Annotated in this window: 19 protein-coding genes; 11 read left to right on the top strand and 8 right to left on the bottom strand. The window is 67.6% G+C overall.

Going from position 1 to position 19,969, the window contains the following annotated elements:
• Positions 1-55: 55 nt before the first annotated feature.
• Together B1A74_RS02320 and B1A74_RS02325 are read right to left on the bottom strand one after the other, a co-directional pair.
• The gene (locus tag B1A74_RS02320) at positions 56-856 is read right to left on the bottom strand and encodes an enoyl-ACP reductase FabI (RefSeq protein WP_018870002.1); all 801 of its coding nucleotides are present in this window, start codon (positions 854-856) and stop codon (positions 56-58) included.
• An 88-nt stretch (positions 857-944) separates the two neighbouring features.
• Complete coding sequence (locus B1A74_RS02325; RefSeq protein WP_077243660.1) at positions 945-2,540, bottom strand: lytic transglycosylase; 1,596 nt, start codon at positions 2,538-2,540, stop codon at positions 945-947.
• Positions 2,541-2,631: 91 nt separating this feature from the next.
• On the opposite strand from B1A74_RS02325, the gene B1A74_RS02330 reads away from it, so the two are divergent.
• From B1A74_RS02330 to dnaQ, 3 genes are read left to right on the top strand one after another with little or no spacing between them, the layout of a single operon-like run.
• Entirely contained in the window at positions 2,632-3,306 is a 675-nt protein-coding gene (locus tag B1A74_RS02330; protein ID WP_077243661.1) for a hypothetical protein, read from the top strand.
• On the top strand, positions 3,299-3,760 hold the full coding sequence (gene rnhA, locus B1A74_RS02335; protein ID WP_018946391.1) for a ribonuclease HI: 462 nt from the start codon (positions 3,299-3,301) through the stop codon (positions 3,758-3,760). Before B1A74_RS02330 ends, rnhA begins: the two co-directional genes overlap by 8 nt.
• 37 nt (positions 3,761-3,797) lie before the next feature.
• Entirely contained in the window at positions 3,798-4,514 is a 717-nt protein-coding gene (dnaQ, locus tag B1A74_RS02340) for a DNA polymerase III subunit epsilon (RefSeq protein WP_018946390.1), read from the top strand.
• Between the two features lie 7 nt (positions 4,515-4,521).
• Here the strand turns inward: dnaQ and smpB are convergent, their stop codons facing one another.
• On the bottom strand, positions 4,522-5,001 hold the full coding sequence (gene smpB, locus B1A74_RS02345; RefSeq protein WP_024328995.1) for an SsrA-binding protein SmpB: 480 nt from the start codon (positions 4,999-5,001) through the stop codon (positions 4,522-4,524).
• A gap of 110 nt (positions 5,002-5,111) precedes the next feature.
• On the opposite strand from smpB, the gene B1A74_RS02350 reads away from it, so the two are divergent.
• From B1A74_RS02350 to B1A74_RS02360, 3 genes are read left to right on the top strand one after another with little or no spacing between them, the layout of a single operon-like run.
• The gene (locus B1A74_RS02350) at positions 5,112-6,470 is read left to right on the top strand and encodes a sodium-dependent transporter (protein WP_018946388.1); all 1,359 of its coding nucleotides are present in this window, start codon (positions 5,112-5,114) and stop codon (positions 6,468-6,470) included.
• Entirely contained in the window at positions 6,470-6,910 is a 441-nt protein-coding gene (locus B1A74_RS02355; RefSeq protein ID WP_018946387.1) for a type II toxin-antitoxin system RatA family toxin, read from the top strand. The genes B1A74_RS02350 and B1A74_RS02355 overlap by 1 nt, the downstream gene beginning before the upstream one ends.
• The gene (locus tag B1A74_RS02360; protein ID WP_018946386.1) at positions 6,903-7,232 is read left to right on the top strand and encodes an RnfH family protein; all 330 of its coding nucleotides are present in this window, start codon (positions 6,903-6,905) and stop codon (positions 7,230-7,232) included. The genes B1A74_RS02355 and B1A74_RS02360 overlap by 8 nt, the downstream gene beginning before the upstream one ends.
• Positions 7,233-7,260: 28 nt before the next feature.
• Here the strand turns inward: B1A74_RS02360 and B1A74_RS02365 are convergent, their stop codons facing one another.
• The gene (locus B1A74_RS02365) at positions 7,261-7,620 is read right to left on the bottom strand and encodes an outer membrane protein assembly factor BamE (protein ID WP_018869993.1); all 360 of its coding nucleotides are present in this window, start codon (positions 7,618-7,620) and stop codon (positions 7,261-7,263) included.
• Between the two features lie 101 nt (positions 7,621-7,721).
• Between B1A74_RS02365 and fur the strand changes: the two genes are divergently transcribed.
• The gene (gene fur, locus B1A74_RS02370) at positions 7,722-8,147 is read left to right on the top strand and encodes a ferric iron uptake transcriptional regulator (RefSeq protein ID WP_018946385.1); all 426 of its coding nucleotides are present in this window, start codon (positions 7,722-7,724) and stop codon (positions 8,145-8,147) included.
• Between the two features lie 23 nt (positions 8,148-8,170).
• On the opposite strand, the gene recN is transcribed toward fur, so the two are convergent.
• Positions 8,171-9,835 carry a DNA repair protein RecN gene (gene recN / locus B1A74_RS02375; protein ID WP_018946384.1) on the bottom strand — a complete coding sequence of 555 codons (1,665 nt, stop codon included), beginning with the start codon at positions 9,833-9,835 and terminating at the stop codon, positions 8,171-8,173.
• A gap of 1 nt (position 9,836) precedes the next feature.
• The gene (locus B1A74_RS02380; RefSeq protein ID WP_077243662.1) at positions 9,837-10,715 is read right to left on the bottom strand and encodes an NAD(+) kinase; all 879 of its coding nucleotides are present in this window, start codon (positions 10,713-10,715) and stop codon (positions 9,837-9,839) included.
• Positions 10,716-10,830: 115 nt separating this feature from the next.
• Between B1A74_RS02380 and hrcA the strand changes: the two genes are divergently transcribed.
• The 4 genes from hrcA to dnaJ all read left to right on the top strand — a co-directional run bounded on the left by hrcA (position 10,831) and on the right by dnaJ (position 15,911).
• Positions 10,831-11,892: a heat-inducible transcriptional repressor HrcA gene (hrcA, locus tag B1A74_RS02385; RefSeq protein WP_077243663.1), complete on the top strand. Its 1,062-nt coding sequence runs from the start codon at positions 10,831-10,833 to the stop codon at positions 11,890-11,892.
• A 99-nt stretch (positions 11,893-11,991) separates the two neighbouring features.
• Complete coding sequence (gene grpE, locus B1A74_RS02390) at positions 11,992-12,570, top strand: nucleotide exchange factor GrpE (RefSeq protein WP_018869988.1); 579 nt, start codon at positions 11,992-11,994, stop codon at positions 12,568-12,570.
• 123 nt (positions 12,571-12,693) lie between these two features.
• Positions 12,694-14,628 carry a molecular chaperone DnaK gene (gene dnaK / locus B1A74_RS02395; protein WP_077243664.1) on the top strand — a complete coding sequence of 645 codons (1,935 nt, stop codon included), beginning with the start codon at positions 12,694-12,696 and terminating at the stop codon, positions 14,626-14,628.
• 137 nt (positions 14,629-14,765) lie between these two features.
• Positions 14,766-15,911 (top strand): molecular chaperone DnaJ, encoded by a 1,146-nt coding sequence (gene dnaJ / locus B1A74_RS02400; protein ID WP_028491342.1) that lies wholly within the window; start codon positions 14,766-14,768, stop codon positions 15,909-15,911.
• Between the two features lie 24 nt (positions 15,912-15,935).
• On the opposite strand, the gene B1A74_RS02405 is transcribed toward dnaJ, so the two are convergent.
• Together B1A74_RS02405 and B1A74_RS02410 are read right to left on the bottom strand one after the other, a co-directional pair.
• Positions 15,936-18,002 (bottom strand): EAL domain-containing protein, encoded by a 2,067-nt coding sequence (locus B1A74_RS02405; protein WP_077243665.1) that lies wholly within the window; start codon positions 18,000-18,002, stop codon positions 15,936-15,938.
• An 18-nt stretch (positions 18,003-18,020) separates the two neighbouring features.
• The gene (locus B1A74_RS02410; protein WP_077243666.1) at positions 18,021-19,889 is read right to left on the bottom strand and encodes a hypothetical protein; all 1,869 of its coding nucleotides are present in this window, start codon (positions 19,887-19,889) and stop codon (positions 18,021-18,023) included.
• Positions 19,890-19,969 lie beyond the last annotated feature (80 nt).

Below are 19,969 nucleotides of genomic sequence, written 5' to 3' on the forward strand. Positions count from 1 at the left end.
CCGGGCCTTTTTTCGGGTTCCGAACGAAACGGCTGGCAGGCCGCCCGTGCGTGGCCTAGCTGTCGAGGCCGATCTCGTGCTGGCCGAGGCCGACGGTGTTGTAGCCGGAGTCGACGTACATCACCTCGCCGGTGATTCCGGAGGCCAGGTCGGAGCACAGGAACGCCCCGGCATTGCCAACCTGATCAATGGTGACGTTGCGCCGCAGCGGGGCGTTGCTCTCGACATGGTCGAGGATGCGCTTGAAATCCCCGATCCCGGATGCCGCGAGGGTGCGGATGGGGCCGGCGGAGACGGCGTTCACGCGGGTGCCCTCCGGACCGAGGGTGTAGGCCAGATAGCGGACATTCGCTTCGAGGCTCGCCTTCGCCAGACCCATCACGTTGTAGTTGGGCATGGATCGCTGGGCGCCCAGGTAGCTGAGCGTCAGGATGGAGGCATCGCGATCCTTCATCATCGCGCGTCCGGCCTTGGCGAAGGCCGCCAGCGAGTAGGAGCTGACATCATGCGCGGTGCGAAAGCCGTCGCGCGTCATGTTGTCGAGGAAATCGCCGTCCAGTTCCTCCTTGGGCGCATAGGCCACGGAGTGAACCAGAATGTCGACGCCGTCCCAGTAGTCGTCCAGGTGTTCGAAGACCTGTTCGATCTCTTCGTCACTCTCGACGTTGCAGGGGATCAGGATGTCCGAGTCGAAATCGGCGACCAGTTTTTCCACGCGGTCGCGCATCCGTTCGTTCTGATAGGTGAAGGCCAGCTCCGCGCCCTCCCGGTGCAGCGCCGCGGCGATGCCATAGGCGATGGAACGGTTGCTGGCGACCCCGACGACCAGGGCGCGCTTGCCGGTGAGAAAGCCCATGAAACTCTCCTTGCTGGTTTGATGCGATTGGCGTCGCGGACGCGTGTTTCCGGGATCATACCGATGTGCCCCGGGTCGGGCCAGCGCGTCAGGTGTCCGCGCGGGCCACGGTCGCGTCATCGTCGCGCTCGATGTGCAGGACCAGGGTCTCGCCGGCGCGGATGCGGTCGCCGTTAAGGCCGTTCCAGCGCCGCACGTCGTCCACCGAGACCTCGAAGCGCCGGGCGATGCCGGACAGCGAATCCCCCGGGCGGACCTCGTACTGCACCGTGCCTTCATCGCCGTGTGCCGCCGCGACCTGGAGTACATCCCCGGGCTGCAGGGTGGTGTCGCGCCCGAGGTCGTTGACCCGGCGCAGTTCGCTCAGGCTCATGCCGGTGGACTGGCTGATGGTCCAGAGGCTGTCGCCGCGGCGGACTTCGTATTCCGTCAGTGAATCCGCATCGCCGGCCTCGGCGACGGCGGTGGTGGCCCCGGCGTCGTCCCCGCCCACTGGCAGGCGCAGGGTCTGGCCCGCGCGAATCAGGTCGCCATTGAGATCGTTCATCTGCCGTACGACCGCGACCTCGGTGCCGGCGTCGCGTGCGATACGGCCGAGGTTGTCGCCCGCGCGCACGGTGTATTCGCGGAAACGCAGCAGCGGATCGTCGCCGTGTTCCGCCAGCGCGGTTTCCAGACGGTCCGCGGCTTCGGCCGGCACGAACAGGTGCCGCGCATGTTCGGGATGCGTGGCGTGCCGGTGGTAGCCGGGGTTCAGGCGTTCCAGCTCGGCGCGGTCCAGCTCGGCCATGTCCGCGACCAGGGCCAGATCCGCCTGGCGTTCCGGGCGGATGATCTCGAGTGCCGGTTCGTTGGCCACGGGGGTCAGGGTCACGCCGTGTTCATCCGGGGCGCGGAACAGCTCGCGCAGGGCCAGCAGGCGGGGAACGTAGGCATGCGGTTCGGCCGGCAGGTCGAGGCTCCAGTAGTCGGTGTCGCGGCCCTGCGCGGCATTGGCATCCATCGCCCGGCGGACGTTCCCCTGGCCCCAGTTGTAGGCGGCCAGGGCGAGGTACCAGTCGTCGAAGCGGGAATGCAGGTATTCGAGATAGTCGAGTGCCGCCAGGGTCGACTGGTAGACGTCGCGCCGGCCGTCGTACCAGTCGTCGCGGTGCAGGTCGAAATGATCCCCGGTGGACGGTATGAACTGCCAGATCCCGGCGGCACGTCCACTGGAGGTGGCTTCCGGGGCATAGCCGCTCTCCACGATGGGAAGCAGCAGGAGTTCCGCCGGCATGTCGCGAGCCTCGAGCTCCGACAGGATAAAATAGGCGAAGGGTTCGGCCCGCCGCGTGGAGAGTTCGATGATCCGCGGCTGATCGCGATAATGGTCGAGATAACGCTGGACGCGATCGTGGTCGAGTTCGTCGCTGAAACCGTAGTTCAGTCGGGCACGTTCCCACAGGTCGTCGGTTTCGGCAGCACGCTTTTCCGCCTTTTCGGCCTGGCGCTGCATGGCGGATTCGACGTCTTCGGTGTCGTAGGTGCGCGCCTGTGGCGTACGCGCCTCGGCCGGACTCCCGGTACCGGTGTCGGCGGTATCCAGTGACCGCTCGCGGTCGTGTAGGCTACAACCGGAGAACAGGGCCACGGTAACGGCGAGGGCCAGCGGGCGAACGGGGACAGCGGGGCATCGAAGTTTCATGGGGACGAAGGATAAACCAGCCAACCCGGAGCACCAAGCACGCGCACGCGATTGCCTCGCCCGGTGGTATGCCCAGCCTCAGGGCCAGCGGGTGCGCGCGCGCCTGCTGGACCGCATGCGCCGCCACGCGACCGGGAGCCCGCTGAACGTCGCGGTGGAGCTGGCGCCGGCGCCGTTGATGGATCCCGACGCCCCGGATCAGGCACGGGTGCTGCGCGTGGCGGATCCGGGGGCGCAGGTCCGGATCGATCCGGAGGCCTGGGCGCTGGAATCCGCCGGGGCACGGATCATCGTGCTGGGCCATCCCTGCAGCTGGAGTCCGGAGCCGCAGGTGGTGGTCAACGAGGCTGCCCGGGTGCTGGAGCCCGAGGGGCATCTGTTCATGCTGGAGGCCAACCGGCTGCACGGCGATCCGGAGGCGGGCCTCTGGCCGTCCCCACTGCCCGAGGGGCTGCGCAGCGTGCGCTACCGCGGGATGCTGGCGGCCGCCGGCCTGGAGGTGCTGGAGCAGTGGAATCTCAGCGTGCTGCCGCCCGGCCTGTCGGTGGCCTGGCAGCGCCGGCTGGCACGACTGGACCGCTGGGCCCTGCGTGGACTTCCCCCGCTGGCCGGGGTCATCCTGACCATCGCGCACAAGCGGGTGGAGGAGCCCCTGCGGCCGGCACGTGCGCTGCGCTTCGCGCCGCCGACGGGTGCTCCCGGCGTGGCCGTTTCGCGCGTATCATGCGCCGGCGAACGCGGCCGAACGAGGGACGGCAATGAGTGACGACGACGAGCAGGTGTACATCTATACCGACGGCGCCTGCCGCGGCAACCCCGGTCCCGGCGGCTGGGGGGCGGTGCTGCGCTACCGCGGGCACGAGCGCGAGCTGTACGGCAGCGAGGCCGAGACCACCAACAACCGCATGGAGCTGACCGCGGCCATCCGGGCGCTGGAGACCCTGCAGCGGCCCTGCCGGGTGGAGCTGGTCACCGATTCCAAGTACGTGAAGCAGGGCGTGACCGAATGGCTGCCCGGCTGGAAACGGCGCAACTGGCGCTCGGCCAGCGGCCAGCCGGTGAAGAACCGGGATCTTTGGGAGGCCCTGGATGCCGAGGCGGCGCGCCATTCGATCGAGTGGTACTGGGTCCGCGGCCACAGCGGGCACCCGGAGAACGAACGCGCCGACGAGCTGGCGAATGCCGGCATCGATGAACTCCTGAGCGGGGCGGCCAGCTGAGCCATCCGCGGGACGACCGAACCGAAGGGAACGCAACATGCGCCAGATCGTGCTGGACACCGAGACCACCGGCCTGGAACCGGCGGACGGGCACCGCATCATCGAGATCGGCTGTCTGGAGGTGGACAATCGCCGGCCGACCGGCCGGGTGTGGCATCACTATATCCAGCCGGACCGGGAGATCGACGCCGGTGCGGTGGCGGTGCACGGGATCGACAACGAGTTTCTCGCGGACAAGCCGCGTTTCGCCGATCTGGCCGGGGAATTCGTGGAGTTCGTGCGCGGGGCGGAACTGGTGATTCACAACGCCCCGTTCGACATCGGCTTCCTCGATCACGAGCTGGCGCTGCTGGGCGAGCAGGCGCCGGCGGGCTCCATCGGCGAGATCTGCGGGGTGCTGGATTCGCTGGTGCTGGCGCGGCGCATGCATCCGGGCAGCCGCAATTCGCTGGACGCGCTGTGCAAGCGCTACGGGGTGGATGCCTCGGACCGGACGCTGCACGGCGCGCTGCTGGACGCGGAGCTGCTCGCCGATGTCTACCTGGCGATGACCGGCGGGCAGGTGAGCCTGACCCTGGACAGCGACAGCGAGCAGGATGCGGGGGATCAGGCGCCGGCGCGGGCGCGGCGGTCGGGGCAGCCCCTGCCGGTCGTGGAGCCGTCGGCGGAGGAGGCGGCCGCCCATGCCGAGCTGCTGGCGGTGCTGGACGAGGCGGCCGGGGGTGCCTGCCGCTGGCGCGCGGCCCGCGAGTGAGGCCGCGTCAGCCGTTCTTCATGATGCGCGCGCGTTCGCGCTGCCAGTCCTTTTCCTTCTTGTCGGCGCGCTTGTCGTAGGACTTTTTGCCCTTGGCCAGGCCGATCTCCACTTTGGCCCGACCGCGTTTCCAGTACAGGGCCAGCGGGACCAGGGTGAAGCCGCGGCGTTCCACCGCACCGATCAGTCGGTTGATCTCGGAGCGGTGCAGCAGGAGCTTGCGCGTGCGGCTCGGATCCGGATTGATGTGCGTGGAGGCGGTGGGCAACGGGGTGAAATGGGCGCCGAACAGGTATGCCTCGCCGTTGCGCAGCAGGACATAGGCCTCGCTGATCTGTGCGCGGCCGGCCCGCAGCGACTTGACCTCCCAGCCCTCGAGGGCCAGCCCGGCTTCCAGCCGGTCCTCGATGTGGTAGTCGTGACGCGCGCGGCGGTTGAGCGCGATGGTACTGGAGCCGTCCCCGGCGGTTTTCTTCTTCTTGCCCATGGGGGCGGAGTGTACTCCAGGCGTCAACGTCGGGCATCCATGGACCGGCACTCAGTTGAGTGCCGGCCGGCCTTGGCTCACAATCCACGGGCAAAAACACGGAGATCCGCATGCCACCCACCGCATCGATCCATGGTCAATGGACCACCCGTCTGGCCTTCATCCTCGCGGCGACGGGCTCGGCCGTCGGGCTCGGGAATATCTGGCGTTTCCCCTACATCGCCGGCGAGAACGGCGGTGGCGCCTTCGTGCTGGTGTATCTGGGCTGCATATTGCTCATTGGCCTGCCGGTGATGATCGCCGAGATCATGCTGGGCCGTCGCGGGCGGCAGTCGCCGATCAACACCATGACCAGCCTGTCGCGCGAGGAAGGGGTGTCGGCCGGCTGGTCGTCCATCGGCTGGATCGGCGTGGTGACCGGTTTCCTGATCCTGTCGTTCTACTCGGTGGTCGCGGGCTGGGCCCTGTCGTACATCTTCAAGAGCGGGGCGGGCGGCTTTGTCGGCCTGGACGCCGGGGGCTCCGAGGCGATGTTCGACGGCATGCTGGCATCGCCCGAGGCGCTGCTGGCCTGGCACACCATCTTCATGGTGATGGTGGGCATTGTGGTCGCGCGCGGGGTGCAGTCGGGGCTGGAGAAGGCCGTGACCATCCTCATGCCGCTGCTGTTCGTGATGCTGCTGGTGATGGTCGGCTACGCGGTGGTGCAGGGCAACTTCGCCGAGGGCCTGGCGTTCATGCTGGCGCCGGACTTCTCCGAGCTGTCGGCCAACGCGGTGCTGCTGGCCATGGGGCAGGCCTTCTTCACCCTGAGCCTGGGCATGGGGGCGATCATGATCTACGGCAGCTATCTGCAGAGCGACGCCTCCATCCCGCGCACCGCCGGGGTGGTCGTGGGGGCGGATACCCTGGTCGCGATCGTGGCCGGGCTGGCGATCTTCCCGATCGTGCTGGGCGCCGGACTGTCGCCGGGCGAGGGGCCGGGGCTGATCTTCGTGACCCTGCCGCTGGCCTTCGGCGAGATGCCCGGCGGGCTGATCTTCGGCACGGTGTTCTTCATTCTCTTGAGCTTCGCGGCCTGGACCTCGGCGATCTCGATCGCCGAGCCGGCCGTGGCCTGGCTGGTGGAAACCGTGGGCATGACGCGGGTGGCCGCGACCACGGTGCTGGCGATCGCGGCATGGACTCTGGGGCTCGCCGCGCTGCTGTCGCTCAACGTCTGGTCGGACTACACCCTGTTCGACATGGGCGTACTCGATTTCCTCGACTACCTGACCGCGAACATCCTGCTGCCGCTGGGCGGATTCCTGATTGCCGTGTTCGCCGGCTGGCGCATGACTCGCGGGTCGGTGAGTGCGGAGCTGGCGATGCGCTCCCCGGCGCTGTTCGGGCTGTGGTACTTCCTGGTGCGTTTCGTCGCGCCGGTCGCGATCCTGCTGGTGTTCCTGCGTGCGGTGGAGCTGATCTGATGGGCTCGAAGATCCAGCGTTCGGCCGACGTACCGCATTCGCGCGAACAGATGTTCGACCTGGTGGACGACATCGACGCCTACCCGGAATTCCTGCCGGGCTGTCGCAGCGCGTCCGCACGCAACCGGACCGAGACCCAGGTGGAGGGCACCATCGAGCTTGCCAAGGGGGCGCTGCACAAGTCCTTCACCACCCGCAACACGCTGCGGCGGCCGGAGTCCATCGACATCCGTCTGGTGAAGGGGCCGTTCCAGCGCCTGCACGGTACCTGGCGCTTCACCGAGCTGGAGGGCGGCGGCACGCGTATCTCGCTGGAGCTGGAATTCGAGTTCGCCAGCCGGCTGATGTCGTTCGCCATCGGACCGGTGTTCCACCAGATCGCCAACTCCCTGGTGGACGCCTTCGTCCGTCGCGCGCAGGAGGTGCACGGGAATGGCTGAGGCAGACGATGGCGGCGAGGGGCCGATGACGGTCGAGGTCGCCTATGCGCGGCCCGACCGTCAGGTGATCCTTGCGCTGGAGGTCTCGCCCGGAACGACCGTGGAGCAGGCGCTGCGCCAGTCCGAGATCGACCGGCAATTTCCGGAGATCGATCTGGACAATGCGAAGGTCGGCATCTTCGGCAAGATTACCCGCCGCGATACCGTGCTGCGGCCGCGCGACCGGGTGGAGGTCTATCGGCCGCTGATCGCGGATCCGAAGGAGGTCCGGCGCCAGCGCGCCGGCAAGGGCAAGACGAAAGAAAAGGGCGGGGAGGCGTGACCCCGGTGACGCAGCTCGCTCGTCTCCCTCAGTCGTCCATGTCCACCGGGTGGTCCTCCAGGGCGACCGGCTGCGGCACGTCGGAGTCGATGTAGGCGACCACGCCGTCCTGGAAATACACGCTCACGCGCTGGCGTTCGGTGGGGCCGATCCCCGGACGCCGATAATAGACGTAATCCCAGCGGTCCTCGCTCTTGAAGGCCGCGTCCAGTTGCGGCGTCCCCAGCAGGAAACGCACCTGGCCGGGCGTCATGCCGGGCTGGACGCGCGCGACGTCGGTGGCGTCGATCACGTTGCCCTGCTGCACGTCGAGACGGAACTGGTTAAAGCCACTGCACGCGGTAAGCGTGCTTGCGGCGACCGCGATAGTAATGAGAATCTTGTACATCAAGCGCGCGGGACCTTGAACGAGTCTGGAAACGCGCATGGTACACCAAAGCATCCGGTGGCTCTCAATGCCCGGAGCCCGACGCGATGCAGGGATCGTGCATGGAAACGAGCAATCTCAAGAAGGCCGGCCTGAAAGTCACGCTGCCGCGGATGAAGATCCTGGAGATCCTGGATCAGTCGGAGACGCGGCACCTCACGGCCGAGGCGATCTACCGCGAGCTGCTGGATTCCGGCGAGGAGATCGGCCTGGCCACCGTGTATCGCGTGCTCACCCAGTTCGAGGCCGCGGGCCTGGTGTGCCGGCTGCATCTGGAAGGCAATCAGGCGGTATTCGAGCTGGAGCGTGGCGGTCATCACGACCACATCGTCTGCAACCAGTGCGGGCGGGTCGAGGAGTTCTACGACGAGACCATCGAGCAGCGCCAGCAGAAGATCGCCAGTGACCATGGGTTTTCGATCCGGGATCATGCCCTGGTGTTGTACGGCGACTGCAGCGACGAGGCCTGCCCTCGCCGCCCCGCCTGAACCTTCTCCCCCGGGAGCGGGGATCAATCGCCGGGCGTTTCCAGCAGCTCCCGTGCGTGGGCGCGACTGCTCTCGGTGAGGGCGCTGCCGCCGATCAGACGGGCCAGGGCGTCCACCCGGTCCTCGTGATCCAGGCGGCGGATGCCAGTGCAGGTGTGATCCTCGGCCGTGGTCTTGGCCACTTCCAGCTGATGATGGGCCTGCGCGGCGACCTGCGCGAGGTGGGTGACGCACAGCACCTGATGGCGTTCCCCCAGTCGCCGCAGCTTGCGCCCGACGACCTCGGCCACCGCGCCGCTGATGCCCGAATCGACCTCGTCGAAGATCAGGGTGGGCACGGTCTGCTGCTGGCTCGCGAGCACCTGCAGGGCCAGGCCGATACGTGACAGTTCGCCGCCCGATGCCACCCGGGCCAGTGGCTGCGGGGTCTGGCCGGGGTTGGCGGCGACGCGGAATTCCACCCGGTCGGCGCCGTGGGCGCGGGGTTCGTCGTCGGGTTCCACGGCGATCTCGAAGCGCCCGCCGGCCATGCCCAGTTCCTGCATGGTTTCGGTGACAGCGGTCTCGATGCGCCGCGCGGCCTGTTCGCGTGCGCGGGTGAGTTCCGCCGCGGCGTCCTCCAGCGCGGAACGCGTCTGTGCGGCCCGGGTTTCCAGTTCTTCTACCGTGCGGTCTCCGGATTCCAGACGCTCCAGTTCGTCCATCAGACGCCGTTGCAGCCCGGGCAGTTCCTCCGGTTCCATCCGGTGCTTGCGCGCCAGACGCAGGTATTCCCCCAGTCGCGTATCCAGCTCCGCCAGGCGCTGCGGGTCGGGGTCGATGTCCTCGGCCAGACGGCGCAGGGTGTCTCCGGCCTCGTCGATCTGGATGCGGGCCGATTCCAGCAGCTCGATCCCGGGCTGCAGGCGGTTGTCATGGCGGGCCGCCTCCTGCAGCCGGTGCAGCATCTGGCCGAGGAGGGCATCCAGCCCGTTGTCCTCGCCGATGGTGTCGTCGGCGGCCTGGAGGGCCTGCAGGACCTCGGTGCCGTGCGCCAGCCGGCTCTGTTCGGTGGATAGCTCGGGGTATTCGTCGGGCTCCGGCGCCAGTTCGGCCAGTTCGCCGGTCTGAAAGCGCAGCAGGTCCAGCCGGTCGCCGGCCTCGGCCAGTTCCGCGCGGGCCTTTTCCAGGGCGCTGCGGGCCTCGCGCCATTGCTGGAAAGCCGTGGTGACTGCGTGGCGCAGGGGCGCCTCGACAAAGCCGTCGAGCCAGGCCCGCTGGGTATCGCGCCCGAGCAGCTGCTGATGGGCATGCTGCCCGTGGATGTCGACCAGCCATTGGCCCAGTTCCCGCAGCTGGGTGACGGTCGCGGGGCGCCCGTTGATCCAGGCGCGGCTCTTGCCCTGGCGCGTGAGCACGCGCCGCAGCAGGAGTGGGTCGCCGTCCTCGCCGGCCAGGCCGGCCTCGGCGAGCCAGGCATGCGCCGGGCTGTTGTCCGGGAGTTCGCATTCGGCCCCCAGTTCCGCCTGTTCGGCGCCCTCGCGCACCATGGAAGCGTCGGCCCGGTCGCCCAGCAGCAGGCCGACCACGTCGACCAGGATGGACTTGCCGGCGCCGGTCTCGCCGGTCAGGGCGTTGAGGCCGTCGTCGAGCTCGAGTTCGAGTTCGTCGACGATGGCGAAATCGCGGATGTGGATCAGGCGCAGCATGTCAGGGCTGTTCTCCCCAGCGCAGCTTGGAGCGCAGCATGCGCAAGAACTGGTGGTTGTGCGGGTGGATCAGGGTCATGCCGTATTCGCGGCGGCGGATGCGCAGGCGGTCGCCGGGCCCGAAGTCGACGTTCTCCTGACCGTCCAGCGCGACCTGTGCCGGCGAGCGGCTGTCGGGGGACAGCTGGATCTCGATGACCGAATCACCGCCTACCACCAGCGGGCGGTGGTTCAGGCTGTGCGGCGCGACCGGGACGATCACCATGCCGTCCATCTGCGGGGTGAGGATGGGGCCGCCGGCCGACAGGGCGTAGGCGGTGGAGCCGGTGGGTGTGGCTACCACCAGCCCGTCGGCCCGCAGGCGCCCGACGTCCACGCCATCGATGGTGGTGTCGAACTCGATGATGCGCACCACGCTGAGTACGTGCAGCACGGCGTCGTTGACCGCGACCCCGGTGTGCACGGTCACGCCGTCGCGCACCACTTCGGCCTCCAGCATGGAGCGCGGTTCCAGCACGTAGGCGCCGTCCAGGACCTCCCCCAGTTCCTCCGGCGCGGTATCGGGGGATACGTCGACCAGGAAGCCCAGGCGGCCGAGATTGATCCCCAGCAGCGGCGTGCCGATCCCGGCGGTGACCCGGGCGGTCGCCAGCAGGGTGCCGTCGCCGCCGATCACGATCAGCAGGTCGGCTTCGCGCGCCAGCTCGCCGACCGGCCGGATCGGTACATCGGCCGGGCGCTGGAAACCCTCGATGTCGGCCTCCATCAGTATGTGTCGCTCGCGCTCGCACAGCAGCTGCACCAGCCGGTCCACCAGCGGAGCGGTGCGCGGGTCGTTGGCCTTGCCGATCAGGCCGACGGTCTTGAACTCTGGCATCATGCCGGCATTATCCGGAAAACGGGGTGGTCCTGCATCCAGCCGCTTGACGCTGGCGCAACGCCCCCGAAAACTTGGACGGTTGTGGCACTCGTCCGGAAGGAGCGCTGATACCAGCATGAATGACTCGTCGATCCAGCTCGATTCCCGCGAGCGGACCCTGCTGCGGACGCTGATCGAGAGCTATATCAGCGACGGTCAGCCGGTGGGGTCCCGCAACCTCGCGCGCGCATCGGGCCTCAAGGTGAGCGCCGCGACGGTGCGCAACGTGATGGCCGATCTCGAGGATCGTGGCCTGATCCAGGCGCCGCACACCTCGGCCGGGCGGGTTCCGACCACCGCCGGCTACCGGCTGTTCGTCGACAGCCTGCTGGAGGTGCGCAAGCCCAGTCGCGAGCAGATCGATGCGATCGAATCGCGCTTCGATCCCGGCGCCTCCACCCAGGACCTGCTGGACAGCGCCAGCAGCGTGCTGTCCCAGGTGACGCGCATGGCCGGGATGGTGCGGCTGCCACGGCATCGCAACGTCGCGTTGTCGCAGATCGAATTCCTGCGCCTGGGCGAGGGCCGGGTGCTGGCGATCCTGGTGATCGACGGCCGCGAGGTGCAGAATCGTGTCCTCGAACTGGAGCGGGACTTCAGCCAGGACGATCTGCAGCGCATGGCCAATTATCTCAACGCGCATCTCGCCGGGAAGAGCCTGCACACGGTGCGCGCCGAACTCCTGCGGGAAATGCGCGAGGTGCGCGACGACCTGGACGCGCAGATGCTGGCCGCCATCGACCTGGGCGAACAGGCGCTGGGCGACGAGGACCCCGACGATGTCGTCGTGGCCGGCCAGACCCAGCTGCTGGGCTACGAGGAACTTGCCGACATGGAGCGCCTGCGGCAGCTGCTGGAAGCGTTCAACGAGAAGCGCGAGATCCTCGGCATCCTCGACCAGTGCATCCGTGGCGACCGGGTGCAGATCTTTATCGGCCGCGAATCCGGCCTCGACTGGTTCGAGAACTGCTCGGTGGTGACCGCGCCCTACAGCGTGGACGGCGAGGTGGTCGGTGTGCTGGGCGTGATCGGCCCGACGCGCATGTCCTACGACCGGGTCGTGCCTATCGTGGACGTCACCGCACGATTGCTGGGCTCGGCCTTGAATGTGCGCGGGGAATCCCCAGACTCCCAGTAAACACCGTGAAGGCGGGGCCGCGAGCCCCGCCTTCCTGCTTGTGCGCCGGCGACAGGCGGCGCCCGTCCGAACAACACTCGATACGAACGCGAGGGAAGCATGTCCGAACAGCCGGAATCCCGGGAAACCCCCGAAAACGAAGCGCAGGAGTCGCCCTCCCCCGAGGAGCAGGAAGCGGCCGCGGCGGCCGGCGAGGCCGACCGCATCCAGGAGCTGGAGGCGCTGGCCGAGGAGCGGCGCGATCAGGCTCTGCGTGCGCAGGCCGAACTGGAGAACCAGCGCCGGCGCTTCGAACGCGAGCTGGAGAACGCGCACAAGTATGCGATGGAGAAATTCGCCTCCGAGATGCTGGAGGTCTGTGATTCCCTGGAGATGGGGCTGCAGGCCGCGCGCGAGTCGCAGGACGTGGACCGCGTCATCGAGGGCGTGGACCTGACCCTCAAGAACCTGCACAAGGTCTTCGACAAGTTCGGCATCCAGGCCGAGGAGCCCACCGGCGAGCGTTTCGATCCGGAGCGCCATCAGGCGATGTCGATGCAGGAGGATCCCGAGCAGCCGCCGAACACCGTGGTCGCGACCATGCAGAAGGGTTACATGCTGCAGGACCGGGTCCTGCGTCCGGCGATGGTCATGGTCTCGAAGGCGCCCAGTTCCCCGGGCATCGACGAGAACGCCTGACCACTCGCCGGTCACGAATTCCGGCCGGGGCGGTTGAAAAGGCCGCCACGGCCCCCAGATCACCGTACAAACGGGCAGGGCGTCCCCTGTGCCGCGAACTTTCAATTTCAGGAGAATTCAGCCATGGGCAAGATGATCGGAATCGACCTCGGGACCACCAACTCCTGCGTCGCCGTGATGGAAGGCGACCAGGCCAAGGTCATCGAGAACGCCGAGGGCGCGCGCACCACGCCGTCCATCGTCGCCTTCAGTGAAGACGGCGAGGTGCTCGTCGGCCAGGCGGCCAAGCGCCAGGCGGTGACCAACCCGCAGAACACGATCTTCGCGGCCAAGCGTCTGATCGGCCGCAAGTTCGACGAAGGCGAAGTGCAGAAGGACATCGATCTGGTGTCCTACAGCATCGTCAAGGCCGACAACGGCGACGCCTGGGTCGAGGTGCAGGGCAAGAAGATGGCCCCGCCGGAGATCTCCGCGCGCGTGCTGCAGAAGATGAAGAAGACCGCCGAGGATTACCTCGGGGAAGAGGTGACCGAAGCGGTCATCACCGTGCCGGCCTACTTCAACGACTCGCAGCGCCAGGCGACCAAGGACGCCGGCAAGATCGCCGGGCTGGAGGTCAAGCGCATCATCAACGAGCCGACGGCCGCCTCGCTGGCCTACGGCATGGACAAGCAGCGCGGTGACCGCAAGATCGCGGTGTACGACCTGGGTGGCGGTACCTTCGACATCTCGATCATCGAGATCGCCGAGGTGGATGGCGAGCACCAGTTCGAGGTGCTGGCGACCAACGGCGATACCTTCCTCGGTGGCGAGGACTTCGACAACCGCCTGATCGACTACCTGGCCGACGAGTTCAAGAAGGACCAGGGCATCGACATCAAGGGCGATCCGCTGGCCATGCAGCGCGTGAAGGAAGCCGCCGAGAAGGCGAAGATCGAGCTGTCCTCCGCGCAGCAGACCGAGGTCAACCTGCCGTACATCACGGCCGACAATACCGGGCCCAAGCACCTGGCGATCAAGGTCACCCGGGCCAAGCTGGAGAGCCTGGTCGAGGACCTGATCCAGCGCTCCATCGAGCCCTGCAAGGTCGCCCTGAAAGACGCCGGCCTGTCCGCCTCCGAGGTGGACGACGTGATCCTGGTCGGCGGTCAGACCCGCATGCCCAAGGTGCAGGAAGCGGTCTCCGGCTTCTTCGGCAAGGATGCGCGCAAGGACGTGAACCCGGACGAGGCGGTCGCGGTCGGCGCCGCGGTGCAGGCCGGCGTGCTGGGCGGCGACGTCAAGGACGTGCTGCTGCTGGACGTGACCCCGCTGTCGCTGGGCATCGAGACCATGGGCGGCGTGATGACCAAGCTGATCGAGAAGAACACCACCATCCCGACCCGGGCGCAGCAGGTGTTCTCCACCGCCGAGGACAACCAGACCGCGGTGACCGTGCACGTGCTGCAGGGTGAGCGCGACATGGCCAGCGCCAACAAGTCGCTGGGCCGCTTCGACCTGCAGGACATCCCGGCCGCGCCGCGCGGCGTTCCGCAGATCGAGGTCACCTTCGACATCGACTCCAACGGCATCCTGAACGTCTCGGCCAAGGACAAGGCGACCGGCAAGGAGAACAAGATCGTCATCAAGGCCTCCTCCGGCCTGTCCGAGGACGAGGTCGAGCAGATGGTCAAGGACGCCGAGGCCCATGCCGAAGAGGACAAGAAGTTCCAGCAGCTGGTGCAGGCGCGCAACCAGGCCGATGCGATGGTGCACTCCGCCGAGAAGTCGCTCAGTGATCTGGGCGATCAGGTCTCCGACGAGGAACGCTCCGAGATCGAGTCGGCGGTGAGCGAGGTCAAGACCGCGATGGAAGGCGACGACGCCGAGGCGATCGAGCAGGCCACGCAGAAGCTGACCGAAGCCTCCGGCAAGATCGCCGAGAAGGCCTACGCGCAGCAGGGCGGTGACGCCGGGGCGGCCGAAGCCTCCGGGGAAGCCGGTGGCCAGCAGCAGGGCGACGACGTGGTCGACGCCGAGTTCGAGGAAGTCGACGACAACGACAAGAAGAACGGCTGATCGGCCGTGGCCGGCCGGCCACGCGCCGGCCGGTTTCCCTTGCCAGCTACCACGCCCGGGCCCGCGCATGCGCGAACCCGGGCGCTTTCGTTCCCGGCAACGGCTGAACGCCCCGGACCATCCGCAGGAAAACGATCATGGCAAAACGCGATTACTACGAGGTGCTGGGGGTGTCGAAGGACGCCTCTGCCGCCGACATCAAGAAAGCCTTTCGCCGTCTGGCGATGAAGTATCACCCCGACCGCAACCCCGGGGATGAAGATGCCGAGGCCCGTTTCAAGGAGGCTCGCGAGGCGCACGACGTCCTGAGCGACGATCAGAAACGGGCGGCCTACGACCGTTACGGCCACGCGGGTGTGGACGGCTCGGCCGCCGGCGGCTTCGGCGGCGGTGCCGGAGGGTCCAACTTCAGCGATATCTTCGAGGACATCTTCGGCGACATCTTCGGTGGCGGCGGTGGTCGCGGCGGGCAGCGTGCCTACCGCGGCTCCGATCTGCAGTACAACCTGGAGCTGACGCTGGAGGAAGCGGTCTTCGGGACCGAAGTGCAGATCCGGATCCCGACCACCAGTTCCTGCGAGGCCTGCGACGGGTCGGGGGCCGAGCCCGGGACCTCCACCGAAACCTGCCCGACCTGTAATGGCATGGGCCAGGTCCGTATTCAGCAGGGGTTCTTCTCGGTGCAGCAGACCTGCCCGCGTTGCCACGGCAGCGGACGCATCATTCCCACGCCCTGCAAGGCCTGCGGCGGCCAGGGCCGGGTGCAGGAACAGAGCACCCTGGACGTCAAGGTCCCTGCCGGAGTGGACACCGGCGATCGCATCCGCCTGTCCGGGCAGGGCGAGGCCGGACTCAACGGGGGCCCGCCGGGGGATCTCTACGTGCAGGTGCGGGTCAAGCCGCATCAGTTGTTCCGGCGTGACGGCAACGACCTGCACTGTGAGGTCCCGATCTCCTTCGCCACCGCCGCTCTGGGCGGCGAGCTGGAGGTGCCGGCGCTGGACGGCCGCGTGAACCTCAAGATCCCGCCGGAGACCCAGAGCGGCAAGCAGTTCCGCGTCAGCGGCAAGGGCGTGAAATCGGTGCACGGTGGCGGCGTGGGCGATCTGATCTGCCGCGTGGTGGTGGAGACGCCGGTTAACCTGACCAAACGGCAGAAGGAACTGCTGCAGGAATTCGAAGAAGAGACCCGGGCCGGCGGCACCAAGCACAGCCCCAAGGAACACTCCTTCTTCGACGGGGTGCGCTCGTTCTTCGACGACCTGAAGTTCTGGTCGAAATAGGGGCGCGAGCCGGCCCCGATTGCCTCAGACGGACTCGAAGTCGAAGTCCGGCTCGGGCATCGGGGCCTGCAGGAAGAAGCCCTGCACCAGGTTGACGTTGAGGCCGTACAGCACGGCAAGCGCGGAGGCGTCCTCGATGTGCGGGACGATGACCTGCTTGCCCTTGGCGTGGGCGGCCTCGGTATATTCGCGGATCGTCTCCTGGTTTTCCTCGCTTTCGGCGAGGTTCTTGACGAACGAGGCGTCCAGCTTGATGTGGTCGGCATCCAGGTGTTGCAGCAGCTGGAACGGCTTGAGGCCGTTGCCGAAATCGTCCACGCACAGGTGACTGTGCATTTCCTTCAGCCCGCGGCCCGCGTTCATCGCCGGCTTGAGATGGGTGACGATGGTCGGTTCCTTGAGTTCCACCACCACGTTGTCCGCGGGGATGCGCAGGGCGTGCAGGTCGTCGTTCAGCCAGGTCAGGACGGACGGGTCGCCCAGCGAACCGTTGGTCAGCTTGAGGAAGAACTGCGTGCGCGAGTCCTTCTTCAGCTGCCGGGCCAGCACCGCCAGGGCATGGCGCAGGATCCAGCGGTCGATCCGGGTCGCCACCTCGGTGCGTTCGGCGCTGGGCAGGAATTCCACTGGCTCGTGTACCGTGCCGTCGGCGTCCAGCAGGCGTACGAACACGCTGTAGCGCGGCCGGTCGGCGCCGTGCAGGTTGACCACCGGCTGATAGCGCAGCTCCAGACGGTTCTCTTCCAGCGCCTCGAGGATGCGGTTCTTCCATTGCTGATCCAGCTGCGCCTGGGTCAGCTCGCCCTCGGCGGGGCGGTAGAAGCGATGGGTGCCGCCACCGGCCTTCACCGCGTCTTCCAGTGCACGGTCGGTCTGCGCCAGCAGTTCCTCGGTGTCCGGCGCGGTCTCGTCGGCGATGACCCCGCCGGCCGAAACGCTGCCGTGGGTGGACAGCGTGCCCACCTCGAACACCCGCGAGGCGATGGCCTCCTGCAGCGCATTCAGGCGTTCTTCTGCGGCGGCCTGCTGGGCTTCGGGCAGCAGCACACCGAAGCGTTCGGCCTCCAGCCGTGCGATCACCGCGGTTTCCGGGAAATGGCTCTCGATGATCTGGCCGACGTCGGCCAGCATCAGGTCGGCCCCGGACATCCCGGCGTTGGCGCGGATTTCGGGGAAATGGTCCACCGCCACGGTCAGCAGGGCGAAGGGCTTTTCGGTTTCCGCGGCCCGCGTGCGCGTGGTTTCGATGGCGTCCTGGAAGTACTGCCGGTTGTACAGGCCGGTGACCAGGTCGCGCTGTGACAGATAATCGATCTTCTGCGCCAGCTCCTTGTCTTCGCCGGAGCTGAGCTGGACCTGGGTCGCGGCCTCGCCTTCCACGGTCGTGGAGGACAGGTGCAGCTCCGCCTCGAAGGCCTCGCCGTCCAGCGTGCGTAACTGGAAATGTTGCGCCATGGCCTCCTCGCTGCCCTCCTGGTAGCTGCGCAGGAAGCGCTTGAGGTCGTCGCGGCTGTCCGGCGCGACCAGATCCATCAGCGGCAGACCCTCGATGTCGTCGGGATCGTCAACGCCGAAGCGTTCGCGCCAGGAGGCGTTGGCGTACACATGCATGCCGTCATGGATGTAGGCGATGGCGTCGCGCGAGTTGTCCAGCAGCAGCTGGCTGCGCCGCTCGGACTCCTGCAGCGAGTTCTCCATGCGCTTGATCTGCTGTCGCAAATGCAGCGAGTCGGCCGCACGCAGGGTCAGGATCGCGGTGAGCTCCACCAGCTGATGGTCCACCACGGCGAATACACCGGCCTCGTAGTCGGGCAGGCGTTCCTCCTCCGGGCGTTCCGTCATCAGGACCAGGGGGGTGCGGCGGCCACTGGCCTGCAGGGCCGCATCCACGTCGCTGCGCGCCAGATTGAGACCAGGTTCGGTGAAGACGACGACCTCGAAGCGGGTTTCCCGCAGCGCCGTGGTCAGACCCTCGCCGTCATCGACCTGTTCCGGGCGCACCGCGCACCCGCGGGACCGGATGCTGCTGATGACCTGTTCCGCCAGGTTGGGATTGGCGGTCACGAAGAGGACGCGAATGGATTCGATCATGGAAGTGGGGGCACTCGGTTAATGCGGGTCCAGGGAGAGCGCATCTCCCGCATCCGGGGTTCCCGGTTCGTCCGTCGGGGCCTCGTCCAGCTCGATATCGGTCATGCGGCAGCCGACTTCCGTGAACAGTGTAGTGCCCGTGCGCTCTGCGTCCAGAGCCAGCACGCGTGCGCGGCCGTTGAGCCAGACCACGAGGCGCTGTTCGTGATCCAGTTCCTGTGCCGGCAGCATAAGTGCCGCCCCCTCCTGACCGATGCGGACCGGCGCGAACAGCCCCGGTCGTGGCTCGCGCACGGCACGGCCGGCGCGATACAGCTGGACCAGGACCGGCATGCAGCGCTGGGCGAGATATTCCACGCCGATGCTGATCTCGTCGTCGGTTTCGAAGCGGATCCAGCGCAGCACGCCCACGGTCCACCCGATCTGACCGGGGTCCTGTTCGCGCAGTCCGACCAGATCCCCGATCAACAGTGTCTGCTGCGGATTCTGCAGGCGCAGGCGGACACCGCCGGCGCCGATGTCCTCGACCTGCCAGTGCTCCGGCTGCTGGCGCTTGACGATCGGGGCCTTTGGCTCTTCGTGGTCTGCGATTTCCAGGCCCCGGCCAACGTCCTCCCAGGCGTGGCCGGCCCGGTCGGTACCCTGGTCGGCCAGGGGGTGCGGATCGTCGTCGGGCTCCGTGGAACGGTGGCCGTCACTGAGGCTCAGTCCGCTGTCGGCGCGCGCAGCATCCGACATCTGAATCACGTTAACCGTGGCCGGTCGTCCATCGGGATGAACGTCGTCGTCTTGCGGGGCCTCGGTTGTCGCCGTATCGGTGGGTGCCGGCCGGGCAGGGCCCTGCCGGCTGTCCAGTGCCGCCTGCATGTAGGCCTGGATGCGGGTCAGGCCGAACAGGCAGTAGCGTTGTTCGTTGACGCTTTCGCGCGAGTGGCGGCGGGTGGGCAGGCGCGACCACAGGCGCAGCATGCGCTCGGCCAGAGTGCGACCGTCGGCCCGGCGTGCGGGGTCCAGCGATTCGGGCTGGTTGCGCAGGGCTTCGAGCAGGGGGCCGAGTTCAACATGCGTGCTGTTTTCTCCGGCCGGCAGGTTGCGCAGTACGAGGCCGGGCGGGTGATCGGTATCGAGGTCCGCGCGCAGCACCGGAAGATCCGGGTGCTCCTCCGGATTCGGGGTCGCGCTGCCGTGCACCGGGAGCTCGGCGATCCAGCGTGCCAGGAGGTCGATGTCGCCGATCTCCAGCGCGTTGACGCCGGTGCTGCCCAGCACGAACAGGCGTGCCGTGGTGGCGTCGATGGTGTCGGGGTCCAGCGGGCTGATGGCCTCCCGGCGCAGCGCTTTTTGCTGATCCACGCCCAGCTCACGGGCGAAGAACAGCAGGCCGTAGATCTGTCGCCACAGCCCCCGCGGCAGCGGCTGGTACAGGCGCCAGTGATGGATGGCCAGCGCGGCCAGGGCATCCACGGCGGCCTGCAGGTGGGGAACGGCCTTTTCGCGCGATGCCTTGTTGCTGGGCACGCTGACCGGGGTCAGCAGAAGGTGCATGTTGGCCAGTTCGCGCAGGGCGTCGCCGAAGATCCGGGCACGATGCAGACTGCGGTTGGCCAGAGGCAGCGGCCGGCGACGCAGGCCGCGTTCGACTTCCGGGATCAGCGGCAGCAGATGTTCTTCGATGAGGTCTGCTAGTTCGTCCCGCACGCCGGGCTTGAGCGCGACCCGGTTGAGGGAGCCGAGAACGGCGCAGAGCTTTTCGATGGCCGCCTCGCGGTCGGCGCGGGGCAGATCTTCGCACCACGTACGCAGGGCCCTGACCGTGTGCGGCGGGAAACCCTCCGGCTCGGGTTCGGTCTCGGGCAGGGGTGGAAAGACGGCATCCGAATCGATCATGGCCTGTTCCGGCAATAGTGGGATATCCCCAGAAGGTACCCGATCAAAAGTCGGGGTAAAAGTCGGGGAATGACGATTGT

The sequence above is a fragment of the Thioalkalivibrio halophilus genome (genome assembly GCF_001995255.1).
Lineage (GTDB): Bacteria > Pseudomonadota > Gammaproteobacteria > Ectothiorhodospirales > Ectothiorhodospiraceae > Thioalkalivibrio > Thioalkalivibrio halophilus.